This is a genomic window from Methylocystis sp., from assembly GCF_051061225.1.
Classification (GTDB): Bacteria; Pseudomonadota; Alphaproteobacteria; order Rhizobiales; family Beijerinckiaceae; genus Methylocystis.
In genome coordinates this window covers 1-22,728 of record NZ_JBPFEB010000058.1, presented here as the reverse complement: position 1 = coordinate 22,728, position 22,728 = coordinate 1, and the positions used below count along the sequence as shown (strand labels likewise).

Annotated in this window: 21 protein-coding genes and 1 pseudogene; 4 read left to right on the top strand and 18 right to left on the bottom strand. The window is 60.9% G+C overall.

Annotation, left to right across the window (positions count from 1 at the left end):
* Positions 1 to 14 precede the first annotated feature (14 nt).
* The 13 genes and pseudogenes from ACR652_RS11080 to ACR652_RS11020 all read right to left on the bottom strand — a co-directional run bounded on the left by ACR652_RS11080 (position 15) and on the right by ACR652_RS11020 (position 12,717).
* Entirely contained in the window at positions 15 to 827 is an 813-nt protein-coding gene (locus tag ACR652_RS11080; protein WP_434506562.1) for an LPD7 domain-containing protein, read from the bottom strand.
* Complete coding sequence (locus ACR652_RS11075) at positions 820 to 2,889, bottom strand: type IV secretory system conjugative DNA transfer family protein (protein ID WP_434506561.1); 2,070 nt, start codon at positions 2,887 to 2,889, stop codon at positions 820 to 822. Before ACR652_RS11075 ends, ACR652_RS11080 begins: the two co-directional genes overlap by 8 nt.
* Positions 2,879 to 3,946, bottom strand: a complete 1,068-nt coding sequence (gene virB11 / locus ACR652_RS11070) for a P-type DNA transfer ATPase VirB11 (RefSeq protein WP_434506560.1) — start codon at positions 3,944 to 3,946, stop codon at positions 2,879 to 2,881. Before virB11 ends, ACR652_RS11075 begins: the two co-directional genes overlap by 11 nt.
* Positions 3,943 to 5,094, bottom strand: a complete 1,152-nt coding sequence (gene virB10, locus ACR652_RS11065; protein ID WP_434506559.1) for a type IV secretion system protein VirB10 — start codon at positions 5,092 to 5,094, stop codon at positions 3,943 to 3,945. Before virB10 ends, virB11 begins: the two co-directional genes overlap by 4 nt.
* Positions 5,095 to 5,122: 28 nt before the next feature.
* A complete protein-coding gene (virB9, locus tag ACR652_RS11060; protein WP_434506604.1) occupies positions 5,123 to 5,956 on the bottom strand; it encodes a P-type conjugative transfer protein VirB9 in 834 nt (277 codons plus the stop codon).
* Positions 5,957 to 5,973: 17 nt separating this feature from the next.
* A complete protein-coding gene (locus ACR652_RS11055) occupies positions 5,974 to 6,648 on the bottom strand; it encodes a virB8 family protein (RefSeq protein WP_434506558.1) in 675 nt (224 codons plus the stop codon).
* Between the two features lie 354 nt (positions 6,649 to 7,002).
* On the bottom strand, positions 7,003 to 7,986 hold the full coding sequence (locus tag ACR652_RS11050; protein WP_434506557.1) for a type IV secretion system protein: 984 nt from the start codon (positions 7,984 to 7,986) through the stop codon (positions 7,003 to 7,005).
* 10 nt (positions 7,987 to 7,996) lie between these two features.
* Positions 7,997 to 8,254: an EexN family lipoprotein gene (locus ACR652_RS11045; protein WP_434506556.1), complete on the bottom strand. Its 258-nt coding sequence runs from the start codon at positions 8,252 to 8,254 to the stop codon at positions 7,997 to 7,999.
* Between the two features lie 23 nt (positions 8,255 to 8,277).
* Positions 8,278 to 8,985: a type IV secretion system protein gene (locus ACR652_RS11040; RefSeq protein WP_434506555.1), complete on the bottom strand. Its 708-nt coding sequence runs from the start codon at positions 8,983 to 8,985 to the stop codon at positions 8,278 to 8,280.
* The gene (locus ACR652_RS11035; RefSeq protein ID WP_434506554.1) at positions 8,982 to 11,354 is read right to left on the bottom strand and encodes a VirB4 family type IV secretion/conjugal transfer ATPase; all 2,373 of its coding nucleotides are present in this window, start codon (positions 11,352 to 11,354) and stop codon (positions 8,982 to 8,984) included. Before ACR652_RS11035 ends, ACR652_RS11040 begins: the two co-directional genes overlap by 4 nt.
* Positions 11,347 to 11,682, bottom strand: a complete 336-nt coding sequence (locus ACR652_RS11030; RefSeq protein ID WP_434506553.1) for a type IV secretion system protein VirB3 — start codon at positions 11,680 to 11,682, stop codon at positions 11,347 to 11,349. Before ACR652_RS11030 ends, ACR652_RS11035 begins: the two co-directional genes overlap by 8 nt.
* Before the next feature lie 45 nt (positions 11,683 to 11,727).
* Positions 11,728 to 12,025: pseudogene (locus tag ACR652_RS11025) on the bottom strand (TrbC/VirB2 family protein).
* Positions 12,022 to 12,717, bottom strand: coding sequence for a hypothetical protein (locus ACR652_RS11020; protein WP_434506552.1), 696 nt, complete (start codon positions 12,715 to 12,717; stop codon positions 12,022 to 12,024). The pseudogene ACR652_RS11025 and the gene ACR652_RS11020 overlap by 4 nt, the downstream one beginning before the upstream one ends.
* Before the next feature lie 148 nt (positions 12,718 to 12,865).
* Between ACR652_RS11020 and ACR652_RS11015 the strand changes: the two genes are divergently transcribed.
* On the top strand, positions 12,866 to 13,591 hold the full coding sequence (locus ACR652_RS11015) for an autoinducer binding domain-containing protein (RefSeq protein ID WP_434506551.1): 726 nt from the start codon (positions 12,866 to 12,868) through the stop codon (positions 13,589 to 13,591).
* Between the two features lie 109 nt (positions 13,592 to 13,700).
* Here ACR652_RS11015 and ACR652_RS11010 read toward each other — a convergent pair whose 3' ends face one another.
* Entirely contained in the window at positions 13,701 to 14,000 is a 300-nt protein-coding gene (locus ACR652_RS11010; RefSeq protein WP_434506550.1) for a hypothetical protein, read from the bottom strand.
* Between the two features lie 124 nt (positions 14,001 to 14,124).
* Positions 14,125 to 14,481 carry a cupin domain-containing protein gene (locus ACR652_RS11005; RefSeq protein WP_434506603.1) on the bottom strand — a complete coding sequence of 119 codons (357 nt, stop codon included), beginning with the start codon at positions 14,479 to 14,481 and terminating at the stop codon, positions 14,125 to 14,127.
* Between the two features lie 577 nt (positions 14,482 to 15,058).
* Here ACR652_RS11005 and ACR652_RS11000 point away from each other — a divergent pair.
* Positions 15,059 to 15,277, top strand: coding sequence for a hypothetical protein (locus ACR652_RS11000; RefSeq protein ID WP_434506549.1), 219 nt, complete (start codon positions 15,059 to 15,061; stop codon positions 15,275 to 15,277).
* Between the two features lie 184 nt (positions 15,278 to 15,461).
* Here ACR652_RS11000 and ACR652_RS10995 read toward each other — a convergent pair whose 3' ends face one another.
* Positions 15,462 to 15,668 (bottom strand): TOBE domain-containing protein, encoded by a 207-nt coding sequence (locus ACR652_RS10995; protein WP_281807134.1) that lies wholly within the window; start codon positions 15,666 to 15,668, stop codon positions 15,462 to 15,464.
* A gap of 246 nt (positions 15,669 to 15,914) precedes the next feature.
* Here ACR652_RS10995 and recD2 point away from each other — a divergent pair, with 246 nt between their 5' ends.
* The gene (gene recD2, locus ACR652_RS10990; protein WP_434506548.1) at positions 15,915 to 18,131 is read left to right on the top strand and encodes an SF1B family DNA helicase RecD2; all 2,217 of its coding nucleotides are present in this window, start codon (positions 15,915 to 15,917) and stop codon (positions 18,129 to 18,131) included.
* A gap of 64 nt (positions 18,132 to 18,195) precedes the next feature.
* Here the strand turns inward: recD2 and ACR652_RS10985 are convergent, their stop codons facing one another.
* Positions 18,196 to 18,399, bottom strand: a complete 204-nt coding sequence (locus ACR652_RS10985) for a hypothetical protein (protein ID WP_434506547.1) — start codon at positions 18,397 to 18,399, stop codon at positions 18,196 to 18,198.
* 1,209 nt (positions 18,400 to 19,608) lie between these two features.
* On the opposite strand from ACR652_RS10985, the gene ACR652_RS10980 reads away from it, so the two are divergent.
* Positions 19,609 to 20,328: a hypothetical protein gene (locus tag ACR652_RS10980; RefSeq protein ID WP_434506546.1), complete on the top strand. Its 720-nt coding sequence runs from the start codon at positions 19,609 to 19,611 to the stop codon at positions 20,326 to 20,328.
* A gap of 136 nt (positions 20,329 to 20,464) precedes the next feature.
* Here ACR652_RS10980 and ACR652_RS10975 read toward each other — a convergent pair whose 3' ends face one another.
* Positions 20,465 to 21,256, bottom strand: a complete 792-nt coding sequence (locus ACR652_RS10975; protein WP_434506545.1) for a 3'-5' exonuclease — start codon at positions 21,254 to 21,256, stop codon at positions 20,465 to 20,467.
* Positions 21,257 to 22,728: the final 1,472 nt, after the last annotated feature.

The window sequence follows — 22,728 nt, the reverse complement described above, 5'->3', positions numbered from 1 at the left end:
CGCGTCTGGCGCGGTTACCTGATCCTCTGGCGCCCGGCGACCTGGTTCAGGGCTTTGGTTCTCTCTGCGGACCTTCGCTGCCCGGGCTCCAGCGCAACCTTTTTTTCGATGATTTCCGCCCGATCGAAGTGCGCGCCGCTGCGCCGATGATTGGCCATGCGCTCCCTTGCGGCGTTGAGAATACGGCTGCGCGCTTCCGGGTCTTTCGTGAAGGCGGCTAGGGCCACGCGCTCGATCAGGGCGAGGTGCGAGCGGACGTTAACATCGTTCCCGCCTTTGTTCCCAGCCCGCTCCGCTGGTGGCGGTCGTCTGGGCGTCTCCCCTGCCCCTCCGCGTTCGCGGTCAGAGGCGAGGGGCCGGCCGTCGCGTACGGGGCGCCCTTTCAGCTTCGCGAGCGCAGCGCGGTCAAGCTCTGTCGGCTCGTAGCCGTTAACCTCAATCCCTCGAATTGAGGCCACGCGCCAAGCCTCTCGCCGGAACTCCAGCGCGCCAGAAAGCTCGATTTTTTCCCATCCGCGGTGGGCGGCGATCGCGACCAGGTCGCGGACCACCTCCAGGTTCGCAACACGAGTCATCAGTCGGTCCGGACTGGTTTTTGCGACGAGATATTCGCCGTGAGGGTCGGCGAAGATCCTCGCATTCGCCCGGTCGTCCTCGACGACGTAGTATTTCTGACGCAGCCGCTCGGGCAGAGAGTCGGATCTCTTTTCGTCCTTGTCTTTCGGACCCGCGCGGCGGTCGTCGCTGTCCTCTAAACGCTCCTCGCCTGCTCGCCCCACGCGCCTTGCTTCGAAGTCGCGGCCCTTGTCCTGTTCACCCTCACCCACGGCTGAACTCCCGGGTCCGCTGGCGACGCTTGCCGCGCCCCTGCGCGCCCTTGGCGCGGGCCTCCTCGCCTTCCTCCGGCTGTGGGACGCTCGATATTGTGGATGTATTGCTCGCCTCAGTATTCTCATCGTAGCGCGCGGCGCCGTCGATGTAGCCCGCGACCCAGGCGTTGAGCGCTTCCTCCGAGACGCCTTTAAGATCCAGCGGAATATCGGCGAGACTCGAGAGCGCGTCCGCCGGGATCGAGGCCGGGTCGTCAACTTCGGAGTCGGTCATAGGTCGGCGAATGACAAGAGCGCGCAGCTCGGCGACATCCTGTCTCAGTTGCAGGACCTGTGAGGCGAGCGTCGCCTGGTTTGGCGCGGGCATCGGGTCTATAACTGGCGGCGGCGCGAGCCGCGCGGAAAAGCGGTGGTCCTCGTAATAGACGAGCTTATCCGCGAGGAGCGGCGGCGCGCCGGCCACCAGCACGAAGGATTTGCTTTTGGGCGTGAGTTTCAGCTCCTGCGGCAACAGCAAGGGACGCCTGTGATCCGAAATCGTCTCGGAGCTCGCGCGGCTGGAGAAGCCCCAAGGGCGCGAGCGGCTCTTGGCCTCGACGGTCTGTGTCCCAAAGCGCTCGGAGAGCTCGACGGCCACGTCGTGCTCTTTGGGCGTAAAGACGATTTCGACAGCGTGATTGGTCAGAAAGTTCTTGGCTTCGTCCGGGCCATAGATGGCGCGCAGTTGCGACGGGCTCTGCAAGATGGTGAGCAGCCGGATCCCATAGCCGGCGACGAATGCGACGCTTCTCGCCAGCACGCCGACATGGCCGAGAGAGGGGAATTCATCGAGAAGGAGCAGGAGCTGGCGCGAATAGGCGGGATTGTGCTCAGGCAGCTCGCGGGCGTTGAGGTCGACCACCTGCTGAAAGAACAGATTGAGGAGCGGCGCCATGCGGTCGAGATTATCGGGCGTCACTGCCAAATAAATGGAGATGGGTTCTGATCGCAATACTGCGAGATCAAAATCGCTCGCCGAGGTCGCGGCGTCAATCCGGGGATTGAGCCAGAGCCCGAGCCGCGCGGTGACCGTCTTGCGCACCGACTGCAGCGTATTCTCCGATGCAGAAATAAAATCGTTTAGCGCCGCAACACAGGAGGCTGAGAGCGCGTCCGGCCCGCTCTGGCGCGCGCTCAGCACCTCCTCGATATGCGCCTTAACGTCGCTCGTCGCCGTGAGCTGGCGCAGGATTTCGCCGATGGTGAAGGGCAAATGGGGCGTTTCGGCAGTATAGCCGCCAATGGCGATAAAGGCGGAGCGTGCAGCTTCCGTCCAGAACGGATCGCCGCGCAGATCGGGCGGAAACAACATGCCGGCGATCCGCTGCAGATCGTCATAAAGATCGCCTTGATCACGGCGAACCGCCGAGAGCGGATTATAGCGCGCCGTGCGGCCCTGCGGGTCGAAGGGGTCGAAAAGATAGACCTTCTGCCCATGCTGGGCCCGAAACCCCGCGGTTTTGAGGAAATTCTCCTTCTTGATGTCGAGGACGACGACGCTGTCGCTCCAGGAGAGGAGATTAGGGATGACGACGCCAACCCCCTTGCCGGATCGCGTCGGGGCGTAAACGATCACATGCTCGGTCCCGCCGAAGGTCAGGAGCTTGCCATGCGCCTCGCCGAGCAAGAGGCCGTGCTTGGCGCGCAGCCCTGCCGCCTCGATCTCGCGCAGCGACGCGAAGCGCGCGGCCCCGTGCAGCGGCCGCGGCCGCGCGCGCAAGACCGCCCCGAGCAGGCCGAAGGCGGCTATGGCGCCTGCCAGGGCGCCAATTGTGAGCCAGCGGTCGAGGCGTTTGTCGACACCGAACTTTGGAGCCCATCTGACGAACTCAAAGAGGTGCAGTCCGCCATCATGCGCCCGAAGGCCGAGCAGCGAAACGTTCGACGCGACAAAGAGGAAGACCGCCGCCGCAAGCAGCGCGAGGCCGACATAAAGCGCGGCGCCTGGCCAGAGGCGGACGGATTGCGAGGCGCAAATTCTCAAAGAGAAAACAGGAGTCGCGCGCGGTTCAAAACCCATTACGCCGCTTTGCCTCCGGATCGTAGTAGATTTCCGTGATACGGTAACGGCCGTCGCGGCGGCTCATCTGCACGACGACATCGACCGTCAAGTGCAGCAGCCGCCTGATGTCGTCGCGGGCAAGCTCGCGGCCTTCGGTGCTCTCCTTCACGAGAAGGGTCAGCTGCTCGAACGCCAGCCGCGCGCTGTCGGCATGGACGGTGGTGATCGAGCCTGGATGGCCCGAGTTGACGTTGCGCAGATAATAGAAGGCCGTGCCGTCGCGCAGCTCCTGCAGCAGGATGCGGTCCGGGCGCATTCGCAGAGCCGATTCGAGGAGCTCACGCGGGCCAATTTTGGCAACCCCTCCCCCATCCTTGGCGTAGAGCAGGCGCACATGATTGGGCTGCGGAACGGAAAGTTCCGCTGTGTCCTCGATGGTCAGAAGGCGCTCATGACCGGGGATCAGCGCGACTAGTCCTTTTGCCAGCGTCGTCTTTCCTGATCCCGTGGCCCCGGAAATGACGATGTTACGGCGGCTGGCGACGGCGCGCTCGAGGAACGCGCGCCACTGACCGGCTTCTTTGAGCCGGATGAGCTCCTCTTCGTCCGCCGAGAGGCTGTCATTGGCAGGGCGGACATCCGCGAAGAGCGAGCGGCGCTCGAAGTCGTCGAGGGTCATCGTCAACGGCGCGACCTTTCGGATGGTCAGGCTGACCGTCCGGGCGGGAACCGCCGGCGGCGCGACAATCTGGCAGCGTTCGCCGAAGGGAAGCACAGTCGATACGATCGGCTGGTCGGTGGCGATATCCTGGCGCGTGAAGGCCGCGGCGGCGGTCGCGAGATTCATCAATTGTGGAAATTCAAGGCCCGACCGTTCATGGCGCGTCCAGCCCCTGGGGCTTTCCGTAAAAACTTCGCCCGGGCGGTTGATGGCGATTTCCGTCAGCTCCGGGGCCGCGAGGAGCTCGGCGATCGGCTCGAGGCAGCGCAGAAGAACCCGCCGCTCAGCTGAGTCCGCGCCCGGTTCCGATTGGCCTTGCTGCACACTAAAGCGCGCAGCCCCTGCTCCGCTCATGGCTTGGTGACCCTTTGCGGTTCCCACCTGCCTTCCAAAACCGTCCGATCGAGAAGTTGGCTGCGACCCTCGATAAGGCGCAGGTGGTAGACGGAGGAAAAATCGAGATCACGAGCGACGAACACAGAGACGCGTTCGCCCTGGTTCTTGGAGAGCGTCGGCGGGATATTGATCGACTGCTCGGTCGCAATCGCCGCGGCGCTGCGTCCAGAGCCCTGGATCGAATTCACCTGAATGTCGGCTTGCGACAATTGCGCGGCGCCAATTTGGCCGGCGTCGGACACGATCGATAACAGCAGCGCGCCGCCGAAGCGCTCGAAAAAATGATTATCGATCTCGCCGTCGAAACCGGCGCGCCCAAGCGCATCCGTAGCTGGGCTCGAGATCGCGACGATCACCCCGGTGGGGGTTTTGGCCCGGGTCCACAAGACAAACATGCGCCTCGAGCCCCGGCGCATATTGCCGCGATATTCTCCGACGATCTGCGTGCCTTTTTCCATCAGCACGACCTGACCGGAGTCGGACATGACGTCGCGCTCGACCACACAAGAGACGAAGCCCGCGACATCAGAGGACATGGCGGTCTCAAGGACGCAGGGGATGGCAGTTCCCTGGGCGACCAGGAGATGACGATTGGGGAGCCTCTCCGCGCGCACGCCTTCGACCGGCGTTGGCTTCAATTTGCTCGCCAGATCGTTCTGCGCTTCGGGAGAGGCAGAGGCGTTCGGGTAAATCGATCCCGTTGGCTCGAAATCCAGTCCCGGACCTTGCCCCGTAGCCGTGCCGGAGCGCGCCTGCTGCGGACGATTGAAAACGAGCACCGGGGCGCGCCGCGCGCTCTCCATGAGTTCGTCGGCCCTGGTTCGCTCGGGAGCGGCAGGGAGCGCCACGGGAAGCGACGCCGGCTCAATTCGTGCGGCGGGGGGATCGCGCGGACGCTCGAAGGCGTTTGCGACTGAGATCGTCGGCTTTTGGCGTGCTTCGGCTTCGGCGGGCGGACGCTTCCAGCTCGCCCACAATATAAGGCTGCACAAGGTCACAAGGCCGATGACGCCCACGCCCTTGCGCCACGCCGTCGGATCGCCCTCCGCCGAGACCGGCGTGATGCGGCGTTCCTGATCGAGAGAATGATCTGCGTCTTGATTCATCCGGCCTTTTCCTGCTGTGTCACTGCCGTCACCTCCGCGCTCGACGCGGCAGCCGCGCGACGCTCGGACTGGTCGTGCGCGTCGCTTCATTGGCGCCGACGGGGTCGAATGCTTCGTTGAAAATGCAGAGGACCTCGGCTCCTTGGCGCAGGCGCAATTCCCGGCCGACCGCGTGGACGACGACGAGTTCGCCACGGACGTCTTTGGGAACGAGGCTCTCGGCTCCATCGGATCCCACGAGAAAAATGGCGGGAACCTCGCGATTGCCCTCAAAACGCAGCGTCGTCTCCTTGCCGTCGTCATAGACGGCGTCGGGCTCGAGGCTCGTCGTCCCTTGGGCGGAATAGCGCCAGTTGCGCGGCGCTGTGGCGTCATGCAGCGCGAAGCTCTCATCAATCGCGCGGGCCTCCATCTCGCCCCGTCGGGAGGCGGCGGCGTCGCGGCGGGCTTCCGCCTCGTCGCCTGGATAAGCGAAGCGGACCATGAAGTAGCTGTCGGCGAGCGAGCTTTCCGCGATCGTAAGCTCGAACTGATAGGATCGCTTGCGGCCGTCGCGTCGAGTCGTCACTACCTGCAAATTGGTTGGCGGGTGCTTTTCCCGCGGCTTCAGAAACAGGATGTTGCCGGCCGGCGCGACCTCCCATGAGACGGAATCGCCGACGGCGACATGGGCGATTTCCTCGTCCTCGGAAAAGACGATCAGGGTCGAGGCGCGAATGACGCCGTTGATCTTGACAACGTTGTAGGGGTCGTAGGCGACCATGCGCACCCGCGCGTCGCGGGCGCCCGCCGCGGGCTGCTGCAAGGCATGGCTCGGCACGGGCGCGACGCACCACAGGGAGGCGAGCACGAGGGAGCGCATCAGAAGGGCTCGATTTGTCATGGGGCCGTCTCCGGATCGGAACGGTATTCGGAAACGAGAAAGCCAAGCGGATTGATCAGGCGGTCTGAGGAGGAGATCGTCGCTTTCTTCTCAAAGGAAAAAGTGACCGTGGCGATCCAGTGCGAGAGCTTGGTTTCGTCGCCATGCCGGACTTCGCGCAAATAGCGGACGGAGGCGAGCGTCGGGCCCAGGAGCGAAATGGCCTTGATGCGGATTTCGGCGAGGCCGCTGCGGCCATAGGCCGCCTGCGGGCTTTCGGGATTGGAGCCCCGATAAAGGTGAGCAAAACGCTCCTGCTCAGTCTGCGTCGAGAGCAGCGAAACAGTTCGGAAGTTGCTGGGCGCCTCGACAAAACTGTAGCCTTCCCGAACGCGCACATATTGCGCCAGGAAATACTTGGCAATCGACTCGTCATAGGTCTGCGGTTCGTCTTTTACCGCGGAAACCACATCCACAATGCCGGTGGCGTTATCGACGCGAATGACAAAGGGCTCGACGGTCTTGAGGGGCGTCAGCGCAGCGACCGCGCCGATGGAAACGAAGGCAAGGAGCGAGGCCGCCGCCGCGACGCCCCAGGCGATACGCTGCGAGCGCTGCGCCGCGAGCAAGAGGTCCTGCTCCCACAGCCGCGCCCGCTCGAAATAGGTCTTCAGATCCCCGGCCTCAACCATGGTCGGCTCCAACGCAGGAGCGCGCCGAGGCGGCGATATCAAAGACGGCGCGAACCGCCAAGCGTGTTGGCTTAGCGCCCCCTGCGTCGCCCTTGCGGATGATCGGTTCACGGCCTACCGACGCAGGCGGGATGGACACTGGCGTCTCTATGGGCCCGACCGCGATTAGTCTTGTATTCTCCCAAGCCCAAAGCGACCTGTTGAGCGGTCGGCGCGCCGAACCGTCGCAACTGGGCGCGCTCGCGGCCGTAAGGCTGGCGCAGCCGCTAAGCGCCGCCGCAGCTGCGAGCGCCAGAAATGCCATTCGTGTTGTCATTTCCCTCTCCAAGACTGATTGCAGAAGACAGAGCGCCCCTATTCCGCTGGAACGTGACGGATGCTGCCGCCTGCCCGCCTTCGGCGCAGCGTCTGATAAGTGCGAGCCGCGGCGATCTGCGCGCCGGCATACGCGCCCATTGTCGCTCCAAGGGTGGCGGTCGTGGCGTAAGCCGCCATCCAGCGGTTGAGCATATGGGCGGCGAGCGATGCGCCCCCGCCTGCGAGCGCGCCGGCAATTTCTGGCAGCTGCAGGGCGATATAGGCGGCAAGGCCTAACACTGCGCTGATCGCCACCGCGCCGACGATCAGCTGCCCCCCTGTCGCGGCGTTGGCGCCATATTTGTCGACAAAATGCCCGACCGTCGTCAGCATCAGCCCGATTAACGCGACGACCAGCACATGAAGGATAACGAAATTGGCAAGCTGACGCGTCCAGGCTTCGCCGAAGGTGCGGGTCGCGTCAAACAGCATTAGCGCGACGAAAATGGGGCCGAGGGCAAGTACCAGAGCAAGGCCAACTTTGGCGTAGAGCATGATCGCGAATTGCAGGAACCCGCTTGCCGCTGTGAAAACGAGCAGAATTGCGGCGATCAGGGCTGGCGCAATGTTGGTTATCCCGGCCTCTTCGTAGATTTTGGTCGCCACTTCGACGCCCTTGTTGAGCAATTGATCAAATGGCTGGCCGGACTTCATGTCGAGCCCGCTTCCCGCGATGGCGCCGCCAATCTCCTTAGGCAACGCGTCGAAGAACAGGCCCGTGACATATTGTTGGTAGGAGGCGGTATTGGTCGCGAGCAGGATCACGCTTACGATCCGGACCGTCCGCCAGGCGAAGTCAAGGATCGGCTCCTGGATTGCGCCCCGCATCACGGCGATTCCGTAGATGACGACATAGAGCATCACCGCGACGCGTAACGGCCCATCAACGTAAGACGAGACGTTCTGTACTGAGTTCGATACGAACTGAGTGATGGGTTGTTCGAACTCCTTCAGGAATTCGTCGAAGACCTGGATCGCCATCTCTTCGCCCTCAGCGCTTCAGGCTCTGGATGGCGCGCTCTCTGCCGAGTATCATCAGCCGTTCCTTGGCGTATCCTGCGTTGACGCACTCAGCGCTTGTTCCCAGGGCGCCAGGGTCGTTGCGGCACTTGGCCCAGATTTCTTCCAGGGCTTGGGGGTTTTCGAGAAATTGCAACACCGTGCGCGCTTTTGGCGGTTCAGGTGTAATCACCCGAGCAGGCTGTTTGTCATTAGTCTTGTCAGTGCAGGCCGCAAGCGCAAGGAGCATGCAGAGAATTAGCCGCCGCCGTCTCATCGTAGAACCTCTTTCATCTCTTGCACGAGTTTCCGGCCGTGTTCGCGTTCGCGCTCGACATCCATGTCGGCCTGCGCGCGCTGGATCATCGCGAGGCCCTGCAGTCGAAGCACGTCGTTTTGCAAGAGCGCCTGTTCAGCCTGCAGGCGCGCAGAGAGATCCAGCACCTCCTTGGCGTCCTTGGAGACGCTGATTTGGCGACGCAACTCCTCAAGTTGGTCAATGCGGCTGGAGGCGGTGTCGTAGACCGCCTGACCGAGCGAATGCTTGGCGCCGGTCTGGCGGGCAATGCGATCAAGCTCGGAGGCATAGACGGAATTCCCCGGATTTTCCGGGTAGAGGCGGTTCTGCGAGAGATAGGCGTCCATGGACGACGCGAAACTTCCCGAGCCCGAGCCTTTGATGAGGCCCTCGATTTGCGAGAATTCCCCCGGCAGATATTTGCGGAATTGTGAAGAGTTCAGCAGGCTCGCGACGTCATTGGCGTTCGTGAGCTTGTTGACGGAGTTGTAGAGCTCCTTCGCTTGCGCGAGCTGATCTTGCGCGACCCGGAGCTGCGAGGAGAGCGTGTCGGCCTGCTTCTTCAGCTCGATCAGTTGATCGAACTGGCGTGCGAAGACGCTGGGGTCGAACACCACCTGCGCCGGCGCTGGCCACGTCCATGCGGAGAGGCCCAGAAGGGAGAGAACTCGAACCGGTTTCATGCGGGACCTCGTCGGCGTTGATGAAAGAGGGGTAGCCACTCGGCCGGATTGTCGCCAACATCAGCTCGCACCTGTTCAGCGAGCTCTACGGTGGACGTTCGCCCAGAGAGGATCGCGAGAGCTTCGTCCATCCCTTTGAGATCGAGTTCGGCAACGACGGCGTCGTGGCCCTGCTTGACGAGGAAACGCCGGCTCTCGATGGAGAGCTCTTCCCTGATCAGGCGAAACTCTTTCCTGGTGAGATGGAAGCCGTCGACATAGTCGCTCGCCTGACCCCGGGCGTTCGGAAAGAAAATCTGCGTTGGACATTGCTCGACAATCGTGTGGGCGATTGGCGAGGTCAAAGCGTCTCGAGGCGACTGCGTTCCGAACACCATCACCCCGTTCTTCTTGCGGATGGTTTTGAGGCCGTCATTGGCGAGATCGCGAAAGGCTTCGTCACCCAGGGCTTTCCAGAATTCGTCGATGGCAATGATGATCCGGCGCCCGTCAATCAACTCTTCGACGCGCCGAAACAGCACCATCATCAGCGGCGTTCGAACGACAGGGTCGTCGAGAACATCCGTCATGTCGAAGCCGAAGGCGTGAGAATCGACATGGATGGCGTCTTCGTCGGCGTCGAGCGCCCAGCCCAAAGCCTGTCCCTTGCACCAGCGCTCGAGACGCGCGCCGATCCCTTCCGCATCGCGTTGCCCGAGGAAGACGCGCAGCGCCGAAAACGACCGCTCATGCCGCGGCATCTCGCGCAGAGCCAGGAGGCCGTTGTCGATCCTTTGCTCGTCTGTGACTGTCAGCGGTCTGCCTTCGACGCTCACGAGCTTTCGGACGAGGCTGCCAAGGAAAGCGAGATTTGAAGGCGTCAGGTCAAAGCTCTTCAACGGCGCGCAGCCGGTCGGCCTGCCGCCCTTCAAGGTGAGGTAAGCGCCGCCGATGGCGCGGATGAAGAGCTCGGCCCCGCGATCCTTGTCGAAGAGGACGAACTGAGCGTTTGTCTTTTCCGCCTGCGCGAGCGCAAAAGTCAGGAAGGCCGTCTTGCCCGAGCCCGAGGGCCCGCAAATGAAGGTGTTGCCCAGATCGCCGACATGAAACGAAAAGTGGAAGGGCGAGCCGGAAGCCGTCTTCAGCACGGCGACGCCTTGCCCCCAATGGTTGCCCTCGGCCTTGCCCGATGGATATGCGTGGAAGGGTGACAGCCCCGCGAAATTCCGGGACGTGATGGCGCCGGCGCGCGCCCGGTACTTGAAGAGGCCTGGTAGCTGCGCCCAAAAGGTCGCTTCTAACCCGAGATCTTCGCGCGCGACGACAGCGCCGCCGTCGGCCAATATTCGGCGGGCGAGACTCATTTTTTCGAGGAGCTCTGTCGGCGCGTCGGCAAGGACCATAAGCGAAAGGTGATGCTCGCCCATCACGAAGCGGTTCGACTCGAGATCGTCCAGAGCGCTGTCAAGGTCGCTGATCTGCGAGGCGGCGGGGTCATTGGTGGAAAGCAGCTGGTTTTGCTTTCGCGTCATAACGGTCTTGGCTTCGCTCTTGCCAAGAAAAGCGAAGCTTTGCGACAGGACTAACTCAAATGGAGCAGCGAGCAGGCCGTCGAGCAGGCCAGGCCTGGTCGTCGCCGGATAATCCTTGAAGGCCAGCATGCCGGCAAAGCGCGAACCGCCTGGCCCGCGGATTTCGATTGTCTCGCGACCAAAGATGAGCCGATTGGCGTAAAGCGCCGGACCGATCGGGCCCTGGACCAGCGGGAAAGGCAGGCGCTCGCATGCGACGAGCGTTTGCAGGAAGGAGCCAATTTCGGAGAACGCGACGCCTTGCCGCTCGATCAGGCTGAGACGGCAAGGAGCGTAGCGGTCAAGCGTCGCCATCAGGTCGCGCGAGACATCCTCGAGCTTTTTCAGCCCCCGCCCGTCGACTTCGCCGCCGGCGCCCCGCGCGCGGCCAAGGCGGGAGAAAAATTGTGATGCGCGTTCGGCGGCGTCGCGCTCCGGATGCCAAACGAGGGTCAGATAAAGCTCATTGGCGTAGAGCTGTTTGGACATGAGCCGCGCCTGATAGGCTCGATCGAGCTCGTTGGCGAATTCCGAGCGAAACGCCCCTATCGGATACTCGCTTGTTGGGCGGCGAATGAGATGCGTCCACAACGCCAGGCGCTCGTCGGCGATGTTGCGGAGCGTGAGATTAAGCTTGTTGTGGAGATCATTGAGATCCGCGGCGTCGGCCGTCTCAAAGGCCGCCCCGGCGAGACGGATCGTCGTGATCAGTGCGCGGGTCGACAGCGAGATGAGATGCGGGGAAACGTGACGCAGATAGGGGAGGTGAACCTCAGGTCCCACCTCTCGCGCCTTGACCCTCAAGGGGACGCTAGCCATTGGCGAGCTCCCCTGGGTTGAAGCGCCGGACGAGCCGCAGTGGTGTGCAAGAGGCTCCACCCCAGAGGCTTGCATTCCGATGGCGGCCACGTGTCTCGAGCCAGGCTAAAATGATGCGGAACTGGTTGGCGTCTCGCCGGCAGATCAGCTGACAGGCAAAGTGAATGGGCAAGGCGACAAGGCCGTAAAGCAGACTGCCCGCCAGGACGAACAGAATGGAGGAGAAAATGACATTGAGGCCCATGGCTTCCATGGTCACGCCGTGAATCATCGCGGGCCGCGTGCAGGCGAGAAACAGCGTGTCCTCGTGGAGGCGTTCGTCGGTCATAGGGGGCCTCTTGTGATGGCGGAATGCGTGGAGGAACATCCGACGCTACTTGCCGGTCAGCGTCGAAACGATTTCCGCTGCGCCAAACAGGATAGCAATGCCGAGGATGACGTAGCCGGCGCGCCGCAAATCAAGATATCCGAACATCCAGGACATGCCGGTGGATGATGATAGCCAATGTTGCGAGAAGCTTCGCGACATTGCCGGTGAGCGCGTCGACGATGTTTTGGAGGATTCGTTCGACATTGGCGCTTTGGGCGAAGGCGGGCTTGTTGAGAGCAAGGATGGCGGCGGCGCTGGCGGATGAAAGGAATGAAAGGCGGCGGGCAAGAGAGCGCGTCATTGATCGTCAACTCCATTCGAGAATCGGTGAGCTTGGTCGCGGCGAGCGCGCAACGTTTGTCGATAGACGAGAAGCGAGCTTGCCGACGGTCTTCCGAAGACGTCCCAAGGCTCGTTAGATGGCGGCTCTTGCTCTACAGTCCTGGGCGTTTGGTCGAGCGCGTGATCGCCGAGAGGATCAATATCCCCGTCAGCCGAACGCTTCGCTGGCAATGTTGCGTTTGAGACGCCGAGTTTTTCAACGCCTCTACCCTGTTCGCCGTGGACTCGCGCCGCAACGCGAAGAGATGGGCAGGCGTCGAAAGCTTCAGAAACGCTGACCCCCGTTTTGTCGAGGTCGTCGAAGGTCAGGCCAGCGATTCCCAGCCGGGCGTCTTTGTGGGCGACTTTGGCCTGCATCGCGAGCGCGATCGCCTCATCTTTCGACGTCGCAAGGATTTTGATCGGTTTGCGACCGTCTATTGTCAGTGCGAGGTTCTCAAAGCCGCTGGCGGCTCGCACGATGGGGATGAGCTCTCGTGCGTCAACGCCGGGCGCGCAGCGCTCGACAAGCGCCATCAAGGCTGAGAGGTCCATTTGTGCTTCCGTTCTGTTCAAAGAGGCGTATTGGTTGCGCGCGCTCGTCTCGAATCGCGAAGCAATGTGGCTTGAAAAGACAAAACCCGCGCCGGCGATGAACCTGCGAAATTTCACAGGGCTTCGCCCGGCTCCACAAAATCGCCGCATCGCAGCCGCACACAGCGTAGGTGAAGGCCTTTTTTTTATTCAGAGCGATCAGCGATGCTCGAGGAGGAAGACTTTAAAGAGAAAGTAGGGGATTTCGAGCAAAGGGTATGATGAGATGCGGCAGTTGGAAATTGCGTATCAGGATTTTGTCGACGGCGTGCGCACGGCCTCAGATGCGCCAGCCTTCCGCGCGGTGGCCGAACGCGCCGCGCAAGAGCTGGGGTTCCGATGGTTCGCATATCTTGCCTTCACGGGCGACGATCATCGCTTGATTTCGACTTATCCAAAGGAGTGGACGGAGCACTACCGCAAGAACCGATATGATCAAATCGACCCTGTGATCCGTCGCGCAAGGCGTGATCGAGAAGTTTTTCGCTGGAGCGGCGAACAGGCGACAAGGGGAGCGAACAAAGTCCAGCAAAAGTTCTATGTTGAAGCGGCGGCGTTCGGGATCGAAAAGGGCGTCTCGATCCCTCTGCCCGCGGGTTTCGACCGATTTGCCGTCTTTACTTTCGCCTCTGATAAATGCCGCCGCGACGCATGTGAAGGCTCTGAGGAGGCGAAGGTGCTTTTGCGGCTGATGGCCACGTATTTCCATGCCCATGTCGAAGCCGCCTTGCGGTCACCTCTTGCCGATGATGTGGTGTCTCCGCTCAGCCAACGCGAAGCGCAGTGCCTTAGCTGGCTTTCACGAGGGCGAACGATCGAGAAGACCGCGTGCATCATGAACATCAAACCCAGAACCGTTGCTTTTCATATCGACAACGCGAGGGCAAAGCTCGGGGCGGAGAACGTCACGCATACAGTGGCTCTCGCCATCAAGCGTGGCCTAATCCCCTAAGGAGCGAACGAGCTCTTCTCGAATCCTCCCAAAACCTGGCCGCCTTGGATGGCCGTCTGAGCTGCTACCGGTTTCTCGGCATCCACGAAACCGGCAGCAGCTCAGTCAGCTAATCGTCGAGAGCAGCTAAGGCCGCAAAAGCCGCCTTCAGCTCCAGTGTCGCGGCGCCCAATGCGAGACGGATCTCTTGCAGCTGGGATACGGCGCACTCTCCGGCTTCGACGAGCTCTGCTTTGACTGCTAAGCTCTCGTCCTGGGAGATCGAAACCTCAACGCGTTGGCGCCACTCAAGTAGTGCTTGATGAGCTTTCTCCTCCGCAAACTCTATAGCCTCTACTCTGGCGAGTGCGTCACGGTAGCGGAGCAAGGCTGCTTGGGCTGTGTTTCCGAGGTCGGGATTTTCCCCCATGTGGTTGCCCGTTTCGCTCCATTTCGAAATTGCCGACAACGTTACGCTGAACCCGTTAGGGAACTTTTAACGAAGTGTAGCCGCGGTGGGCCTTGCGTAATACAGCTGATGGACTGCGACTGAGTCACTTAAGCCTCGAGCTCTCGGCCGAGGGGTATACCGAATGTAGAGCGAGCCACACGGTCGGCTCCGTTGGATCTGTCCATTCGACTCGATGCCGACGGCGCGCTGGGATCTCCACATGGTCCCCTGGGCGTAGGATGCGGGGCGTGTCCTCCCCCTCAAACACTACTCCCGCGGAGCCCTTCAGCAGGGCCACCCATTCGAACTGTTCTTGGTCGTACCAGAACCCGGGTGGACTCGCTTGGCCGGTTGATACGATGCGTTCGATCCGAGCGCCGGGGAACTCCACCAAGCTCGTTACCTCCTCCTCGGTCCGACGCTCGGGCAAGTTTGCGAAAAGATTACCCGCTGCGAGCATCGCGTCTCTCCCTGTGCCGCTATTCCGCACTTCCGCATGCACCCCATGGCCCGTCAGATGGAAGTAGTCCCGCCTTCCGGTGAGCATCAGCGCAAGGCCATCAATCGCTGCGACGACGGTCGATGAAGAATGATATAGGGGCCCGCAAACCTCCATCCGCGCTTGTTCGCGGGTGATTTTCTCCCGGCAAGCGCCGATCGCCGTTAGGAGGCGTTCGCGATCCACGAAGCGATCCGACCGGCGGTTAGGTTTTCGGGACATAGACAGGGCCTCTGTTGTTCTGTATTCGTTCTTATACGAGAACGGCTGTGTGGAGAAGGCAGGAATTGGGATTGCTGGCTTGGAAACGAATTGGCCGTGGCGTGGTTCTGGCGTTTGCGGCGCTCGGCCCCCTTCTCGTGTTCGCGCCCCCGGCCAGCGCTGGCGAGGTCGCGAGCGCTCTCGGCTCTACGAGTCCCGCCGTCGCATGGCGTTTGGTCCCCATTCCCCATTTGTTGAGGATAGATGTAGTATATTGTTGCATGGGGACGCTGGTTTTGCCTCATGCTAAAAGAGTAAGAGTTCTGAGAGGTCGCTTATGACGAACGACGCCGCTGCTCAACTCGCAATCCTCACCGAGGCGCTGACGGAGATTGTAGACTTGACGAGTACTCGACCGAGTCCGGTCGCTCGGTCGGTTGATCTTCTCGATCGAATGGGCGAAATCGCTGCGGGAGCGCTTACAGCCGCCGCAACCTACGAGCAGTTGCCACCCTTCCCGACGGAGATCGGTCTTCGTGGAGAGACGCTCAATTAGCGTCGCTTGATCCGCGGAAGCGAGTTTCTGGCTTTCCTGGATACGCGCGCTGATCGGCGGGCCCTTTCGTTTAGTAGGGGGCGCCGCTGTGAGCGCGTGCGCAAGCCCGGCCGCCGAGGGCTTGAAGTAAAACAATGCCCCAAGCTCACTATCTCTCAGCGGCCGGCCGATCCCTTGGTGGATGTTAATCAACTCCGACAATCACCTCGGAAGACTTGATGATAGCCTTGGCTTTGCCGCCGACGTGCAAGCCGAGTTCGTCCACCGACTCGTTAGTGATTGACGCGGTGATTGTGATGCCTTTCACGTCAATGAGAACGTGAGCGGTCGTTGCGCCTTTTTTGATTTCCTTGACGGTTCCTTCGAGAACGTTACGCGCCGAAAGTTTCATGCTCAATCCTCCCACTTCTGGTAAAATGCCGGTCTTACATAGGCGCGGTAGCCGTGACTGTCACCACGGTGCGTCAACTTGGCAAATAGGCATTGAATCGCGCGCGAAGTATTGAGCCACCGGCATCGCGCGCCCGCCCGTCATGGCTCGGCGGATGCTTCGGTCAAAGAGTCGTGGCTGGCGTAGCTGTCAGCGATTGCGGATTGACGCTAATCTGCCGGCTTCGTCAACCAGAACGCCCATCCCATGACCGCCCCACAACGCACCCCGCCAGAGCGAGCCGGAGAGGTGCTCGCCGGAATCGTCGAGCGCGTGACGTTCCACAATGAGGAGAATGGCTTCTGCGTCTTGCGCGTGAAGGCGCGCGGTCATCGCGACCTTGTCACCGTCGTCGGCCACGCCGCGACGATTTCCGCTGGGGAATGGATCACGGTCACTGGCGAGTGGGTCAACGACCGAAACCATGGCCAGCAATTCAAGGCTCGGTTCCTGAAAACATCGGCCCCAACGACCGCCGAGGGAATTGAGAAATATCTCGCCTCCGGGATGATTCGGGGAATCGGGCCGGCCTACGCCAAGCGCATGGTCAAGGCATTCGGCGACAAGGTCTTCGACGTCATTGAAGCCGAGCCCGATCGGCTGAAAGAGGTCGACGGCATTGGCCCGATCCGGGCCCAGCGCATCGTTTCGGCCTGGGCCGAACAAAAAGTCGTGCGGGAGATCATGGTGTTCCTTCACAGTCACCGCGTCGGCACCGCGCGGGCTGTCCGGATCTTCAAGACCTATGGCGCCGACGCCGTGCAGGTGATGACGGAGAACCCCTATCGCCTCGCCCGCGATATTCGCGGGATCGGCTTCAAGACGGCGGACGCCATCGCCATGAAACTCGGCATCGAGAAGACGGCGATGATCCGCGTGCGCGCGGGAATTTCCTACGCCCTCACCGAAGCGATGGATGAAGGCCACTGCGGGCTGCCAATCGACAAGCTGCTGCCGCTCGCGGGAGAACTCCTCGAAGTCCCCCAACAGTTGGTTCGGACCGCCTTGGACCAGGAACTTGGCGAAGGCGTCGTCGTGCGAGACCAGGTAGCCGAGACCGATTGCGTTTTTCTGACCGGCCTTTACCGCGCTGAACAGACGATTGCCCAGCGGTTGCAGACTCTCCTGAACGGCAAGCTGCCGTGGCCGTGGATCGATCCAACCAAGGCCCTCCCCTGGATCGAGCAGAAAACCGGTTTGGCGCTGGCGGAACGCCAGAATGAAGCCATTCGCCTGGCTTTGATGACGAAGGTTCTCGTCATCACCGGCGGTCCGGGCGTCGGAAAGACAACGATCGTCAACTCCATCCTGCGCATTCTGGCGGCGAAGGGCGTCAAGCTTCTTCTTTGCGCGCCCACTGGCCGCGCCGCAAAGCGCATGACGGAGGCGACGGGCTTCGAGGCAAAGACGATTCACCGCCTCCTCGAAGTCGATCCAAAAAATGGCGGGTTCAAGAAGAACGACGACAACCCGATCGACTGTGAACTGCTCGTCGTCGACGAAGCCTCCATGGTCGACGTGATGCTGATGCAAGCGCTGCTCAAGGCCTTGCCCGATGAAGCTGCATTGCTGGTTGTCGGTGATATTGACCAGTTGCCTTCTGTCGGCCCTGGACAGGTCCTCGCCGACATCATTCAGTCTGGCGCCGTTCCCATCGTGCGCCTAACAGAAGTATTTCGGCAGGCGGCGCAGAGCCGGATCATCATGGCGGCTCATAACATCAATAAGGGGATCATGCCCGATCTCAGGCGCCCCCAAAGCGACAGCGATTTCTATTTCGTCGCAGCGGCAGAGCCCGAAAAAGCCGTATCCACGATCGTCAATCTCGTGAAACGTCGCATACCAGAACGTTTCGGCTTTGATCCGATCCGCGACATTCAGGTTCTGTGTCCGATGAACCGCGGCGGCGTCGGCGCTCGCTCGCTGAATGTCGAACTTCAATCCGCGCTAAACCCCGCAGGCGAGAAGAAAGTGGAGCGCTTTGGTTGGACATTCGCGCCCAAAGACAAAGTCATGCAGATCGAAAACGACTATGACAAAGAGGTCTACAATGGCGACGTCGGTTATGTAGAGGACCTTCACGCTGACACGGGAGAGCTCACCGCGAATTTCGATGGCCGCTCTGTCATCTATGAATTCGGCGAGCTCGACACGCTCGTTCCGGCCTATGCCGCGACAATCCACAAGTCTCAAGGGTCGGAATATCCGGCTGTCGTCATTCCCGTCATGACGCAGCATTATGCGATGCTCCAGCGCAATCTGATTTACACTGGGATAACGCGAGGAAAAAAACTGGTGGTGCTAGTCGGCCAGGCTAAAGCGGCGGCGATCGCGGTGAAAAATGTGTCCGGCCGTCGGCGCTGGACAAAGCTTCGAGAATGGCTCGCGAAGCCAGGCACCACCGTCGTTCGCGCAACATCTTGAAAAGCCTTCAGCAAGCCCCCAGGTCCCGTGGGTCGTTCCTACACGAGCAATTCAATAAAAAGAACTAATGACAGACCGAGAGCTTCATATCGCGTGGGCTGCGGACGCCCTGAAACGTTTCCAGGAAAATTGCGGGACTGACGATTCTCATGCAATCGCTGACCTGATCTGCGACCTTGGCCATCTGGCCGATCAGCGTGGCCTGAGTTTTCTTGATGAAGTCCGTCGTGGAGTGCGCCACTGGCACGCCGAACAACAAAGCCGACACGGCTCACTGCTCACGTCCGATGCTGAAGTGAAAATCACTATTCGCCCTTCGAGACAAAGGTTTCGCACCAGCGGCTGAAACTTTGGGGCTGTTTTCGGGCGGGTGCGGAAAAGCGAAGGACTGCCCATACTTCAGGAGAATGAGCGGTCCCTGATCGCCCACGCTACCCTGGGAGAAGGCAATTGCGACACGATCGTCTCAAAAATCCTATCGGTCAGAACTGATATCGACCCGATTTCTGGACAATCAGCAAACAGCTTCTCACGCGGCCAAAAACGCGAGGAAGGGCGGGGTCCAAGTCTACCAGAATAGGACAGACGCGATCGCATTCGATAATCTTGCAGATGCGACATTGGAGGCGCGTGATTGATGTACGTGATTTCCTTGGACCATTATCTGGACGCGAAAGGCGCAATCGCTATCGAAAAAGGAGTCCTGGCCGCAAGATCGCGGACTTCGCGACGGCCGCTGTCGCTTACGCCTCCAACAAAAGTCGGGCAAGCGATGCGCCTCGGCCGACCTGTTTCAAATGCCGCAACCCGAAGAATAGCGTCGTCGACATCGGCATCACGGAGACAGGTCTCGTGGTCTGGCGCTGCCACGCTTGTAGCAGCCAGGGCCAGATCTCCAACTGGCGGGGCACATTCTGGGACTTGAGCCAAGCTACACGATAATGAGGCGTTCACTGCCCAAGAGAGTGCGCGCCTCGAGCAGGCTCGAGGCGTGGCGGCAGCCGTTTAAGAGCGCGGAGGCGGTACCCGGGATACCGACCGAGCAGAGAAAGCGACCGACCGTTCGCCGGTCATGTTGTCGGCGTCTCTCACGCCCGCACTCCTAAAACCCTTGCTACTCTAGCGCGTCGCGCCATCCACCTCGGTCAACGCCTTGATCTAGGTGAGCTCCTTGCCGTGGGCAGAGCAGATGGTGAGGGCGTTTTACGCTGGCCCGTCGAAGGGCTGAGGAGGCCACTTGCTTTGCCCGCGCTAATCGGCCGGCGAGAGTCCGCCTTTCAATACTGAAGCCGCTCACCGGCTGGCGCCATGTACCCATCAATAGCTGGTCCTTGATGCACGACCGTTGACGCATCGACCATGTCTTTCTGGGCTGACGTGGACACACTAAGCGTTTTGAACCCGCCCGTTTGTTCACCGTCCGCCCGAGCTGGAAACAAGACGCCATCATCTATGGGGCTTCTGAGGAAAGTGAGACATGATAACTAAAATGAACCAGGGCATTGGCCTAGCAGCAATCGTGCTACTCTGTCTCGCCGGCGCTGCTTCAGCGAAGGATATTAAGGTCGAAAGCAATGCCAAGGTGCAGGCTTCATTCGATATCGTCGAAAGCCGCATCATCACTGATAAAAGCCACGCGATTTTTTACACGCAGGTGCGAGCAGACGCCGGAAAAGCGACGCCTACTCCGACTGGCAAATTCCCGGGCTCTGACGTCTACGCCTATGTCTGGCCGACTTCGCTGAACAGCGCAGATGCCGGGTTTGAGAAAGACCAGGGCATTGTCGCGCTCGCTGTGACTTTTCATCCGGATTTCGACGACGGAGCGAAGGGAACCAAGAATCACGACCGCTGGCACCCCCATTGGGTCGTTCTATCGAAAGATCCGTCATGTGCTGGAGGCTTAAAGGTCAAGGACATCCCCAAGGATGCGAAGCCTAAATTGCCGGACAGCTGGCCTGGCGTTCCGCTCCTCATCGATAGCCCGGACTACACGACCAAGCTTTCGGGCGACGTTGTCGAGGTTCATGTTCCACTCGACAAGCTCGGCGCGATTAAGGGGGCGTCATTCGATGGCGTGGCCGCGGGTCTCAAGGTCAACGCGGAGCTGCATGCGCCGCTCCTGTGCGTCGCCAACGTCTTTAAGGTAGCGTCCGGCGATCTCAGCATGCCGGGAAAGGTTGCTCCCGCAAAGTAGGATTAAGAGAAGAGAAAACGGCGGCGGGACAAACTAATGCTGGCTCGTCGCCGGGTCGTCAGCCACGCTGTGGCACGCGTCTCCGAGAAAAGAGAATTCAAATCCCCCCGGGCAAGAGTGGTGGCGGGCCTCGGTGTTAGAGGAACGCTGACAAGAGCGGCCTCTGTTCAACGTGCCTCTGAATGGTTGAACGAAGGTTATCCATGGACGCGTCGAAATGGGCCTGCCTAAGATCTCCGCGCGCCAGTTCATAGCGGAGGAATACACAATAAGTGGCAATGACGTCAGTCAAGCAATAGTCTGCCACCTCGGCTAACTGCCCCGCTGTTACGAGCGCCTCAACCTGACTGCCGTCGATGCCGCCAATCTTTACGGGAATGTTCGCCAACGCCGCCATCTCGGCAAGACTGGGCTTGGTCGATGCGCCGTAAGTCGACAGGACGTCGCATAAGTCGATGTGATCCTGGCCGAAGCGATGCCAATAGTTTCGACGGCCCCCATTGTAGAGTCCAGGCAGAGGGACTCCGAGAGCGAACGACCGGTAACGTAGCAATGGAAGGTCGAAACCGTTGCCGCCGAAAGTCACAAGCACGGGGCCCGTGCCGCGTCCGTCTACCGGCAGGCTTTTGACGAAGCCCAGCAACAATTCGGCCTCGCTCTTCTCGGCGACGGATCGACTGCCGAACTGGCTCACAGCCCACGGGCCGCCCCCCTCATCCCGTTTCGCATAGAGGGCGGCGATAGAGATAATCCGATAGACCGGCGTCTTGAGGAAGGCGGTCGACGGATCCTGACCATCGCGCCCGTAGCGCTCCCCCAGTATTCTCCTGACGTCGGCATCCGGCGCATCTTCCGGCTGACCGAGAAGACGCCGGCCCACGCCAAGGTCAGGAACAGCCTCAATATCGAAGACGACCAGGGTGGTCATGGACCAAGTCCCATGTCTTGAGCAGCGAGACAAGCGTGAAGGCGAGAGCAATATCTGATAACCACAGGAAGTTAGCGGGCCCGTAACTGCGCCAATAAACGGCTGCGATGATTGGCGTCGCTAGGGAGTATGCTGCCGCCAGCCAGACCAGAAAGCCATCAGGGCTTACCATCGCGGTCCTATCAAGCGCACCGGTTTATTCGCGTGCCCGATTTAAGCGTCTTACAGGCTGCTTTCCATGGGGAAAAAGCCCACCTCGCGGCGGGCTCAATGTCGCTTTCACCGTGGACAAAGTCCTTACGTCTCAGAATTGCCAGACGCCGTTGAAGGCCGCTGCTTTACGGCCTTCTGCGCAATCTTCTCGTTCACTTTCTTGAGCTTCTCCGCGGCGCGCGCCTCGGCGACGACAGCGCGATCATAAGCCTTTTTGGCGACAGTGAGCTGCTTTTCGGCCACCTGATGGGCGGCTTTCGCCGTTGCGAGAGGGTTCCGGGTCCGCTTCTTTGCCGGCGCTTTGCGCGTGGCTTTCTTGACAGCAGCCTTCGCAGTGGCTTTGCGAGCGACTTTCTTCGCCGGGCCTTTGCGAGCGGCTTTCTTCGTGGCGCCTTTACGCGCAGTCTTCTTCGCAGTCGTTCTTCTTGCCATTGTGCACCCCAGTATTTGTATGGACGAATCGTTCGCTACAGCATTTTCGCCAAGCAGTCACGCGATTGCTGACAGAAGCCCTGTGCAGTTGGAGCGGTTTCAGCCAACGCCCGAACGGGCGAAATTGCTGCGAGAGCGCCGACAGCGACGGCGGTCTATGGGCGGTTGCCAGCTTTTCCATCTGAGAGCCCTCTTCTCGGAAAGGCGCTGGGGCAGCGACTGCTCGATCGGCGAGGCTTGCTCTCGTTCGCGTCTTCCCTATGCAGCCGGCGCATGCCAGAGGTGATCGGGCCGTCCCTCGCCTTTGAGACTGAGCGACGGCATTTCGGACCCAAATTGATACGAGCTACGCGAGCGCTAATTGCGGGAGGCAACTGCTCCGGACGCGAACATGGCCTCCCTCCCAAGCTTGGTTTTCGCTGCTAGCGCCTTCGTAACCCCCTCGGCCGCTTATTCGCCGAGGGAAGTTGCGAGCGTTTCGCCTGTCGAGCTGGCATGCCCGACCTGGGATAGATCGCGTTGCGACACCGATCGCCAGCCTCGCCTCCAAACGACCGCGACAAACGCCAAACCAGAGGCTTCCGTTAGCGCAACCGCTCGTGCGGCCGGCGACGACGTTCGCGTCGATATCAAGGAATGGCGCACGCCCACGGCTGGCGCGCATCCGCACGATCCACTTGCGACGCGCGACGGAGCGATCTGGTACACTGGCCAAATGGCCAATCTTCTCGGGCGACTCGATCCGAAGACCGGGCAGTTCCGGGAATACCGTTTGAAAATGCCCGACTCGGGGCCGCATGGGCTGGTCGCTGACGCGACTGGCGCAA

Coding starts and splice junctions, on each gene's coding strand:
- ACR652_RS11075 (WP_434506561.1), bottom strand. CDS start 2,889: ATGGGTTTTGAACCGCGCGCGACTCCTGTTTTCTCTTTGAGAATTTGC.
- virB11 (WP_434506560.1), bottom strand. CDS start 3,946: ATGAGCGGAGCAGGGGCTGCGCGCTTTAGTGTGCAGCAAGGCCAATCG.
- virB10 (WP_434506559.1), bottom strand. CDS start 5,094: ATGAATCAAGACGCAGATCATTCTCTCGATCAGGAACGCCGCATCACG.
- virB9 (WP_434506604.1), bottom strand. CDS start 5,956: ATGCGCTCCCTCGTGCTCGCCTCCCTGTGGTGCGTCGCGCCCGTGCCG.
- ACR652_RS11055 (WP_434506558.1), bottom strand. CDS start 6,648: ATGGTTGAGGCCGGGGATCTGAAGACCTATTTCGAGCGGGCGCGGCTG.
- ACR652_RS11050 (WP_434506557.1), bottom strand. CDS start 7,986: ATGGCGATCCAGGTCTTCGACGAATTCCTGAAGGAGTTCGAACAACCC.
- ACR652_RS11045 (WP_434506556.1), bottom strand. CDS start 8,254: ATGCTCCTTGCGCTTGCGGCCTGCACTGACAAGACTAATGACAAACAG.
- ACR652_RS11040 (WP_434506555.1), bottom strand. CDS start 8,985: ATGAAACCGGTTCGAGTTCTCTCCCTTCTGGGCCTCTCCGCATGGACG.
- ACR652_RS11035 (WP_434506554.1), bottom strand. CDS start 11,354: ATGGCTAGCGTCCCCTTGAGGGTCAAGGCGCGAGAGGTGGGACCTGAG.
- ACR652_RS11030 (WP_434506553.1), bottom strand. CDS start 11,682: ATGACCGACGAACGCCTCCACGAGGACACGCTGTTTCTCGCCTGCACG.
- ACR652_RS11015 (WP_434506551.1), top strand. CDS start 12,866: ATGCGGCAGTTGGAAATTGCGTATCAGGATTTTGTCGACGGCGTGCGC.
- ACR652_RS11010 (WP_434506550.1), bottom strand. CDS start 14,000: ATGGGGGAAAATCCCGACCTCGGAAACACAGCCCAAGCAGCCTTGCTC.
- ACR652_RS11005 (WP_434506603.1), bottom strand. CDS start 14,481: ATGCTCGCAGCGGGTAATCTTTTCGCAAACTTGCCCGAGCGTCGGACC.
- ACR652_RS11000 (WP_434506549.1), top strand. CDS start 15,059: ATGACGAACGACGCCGCTGCTCAACTCGCAATCCTCACCGAGGCGCTG.
- ACR652_RS10995 (WP_281807134.1), bottom strand. CDS start 15,668: ATGAAACTTTCGGCGCGTAACGTTCTCGAAGGAACCGTCAAGGAAATC.
- recD2 (WP_434506548.1), top strand. CDS start 15,915: ATGACCGCCCCACAACGCACCCCGCCAGAGCGAGCCGGAGAGGTGCTC.
- ACR652_RS10980 (WP_434506546.1), top strand. CDS start 19,609: ATGATAACTAAAATGAACCAGGGCATTGGCCTAGCAGCAATCGTGCTA.
- ACR652_RS10975 (WP_434506545.1), bottom strand. CDS start 21,256: ATGACCACCCTGGTCGTCTTCGATATTGAGGCTGTTCCTGACCTTGGC.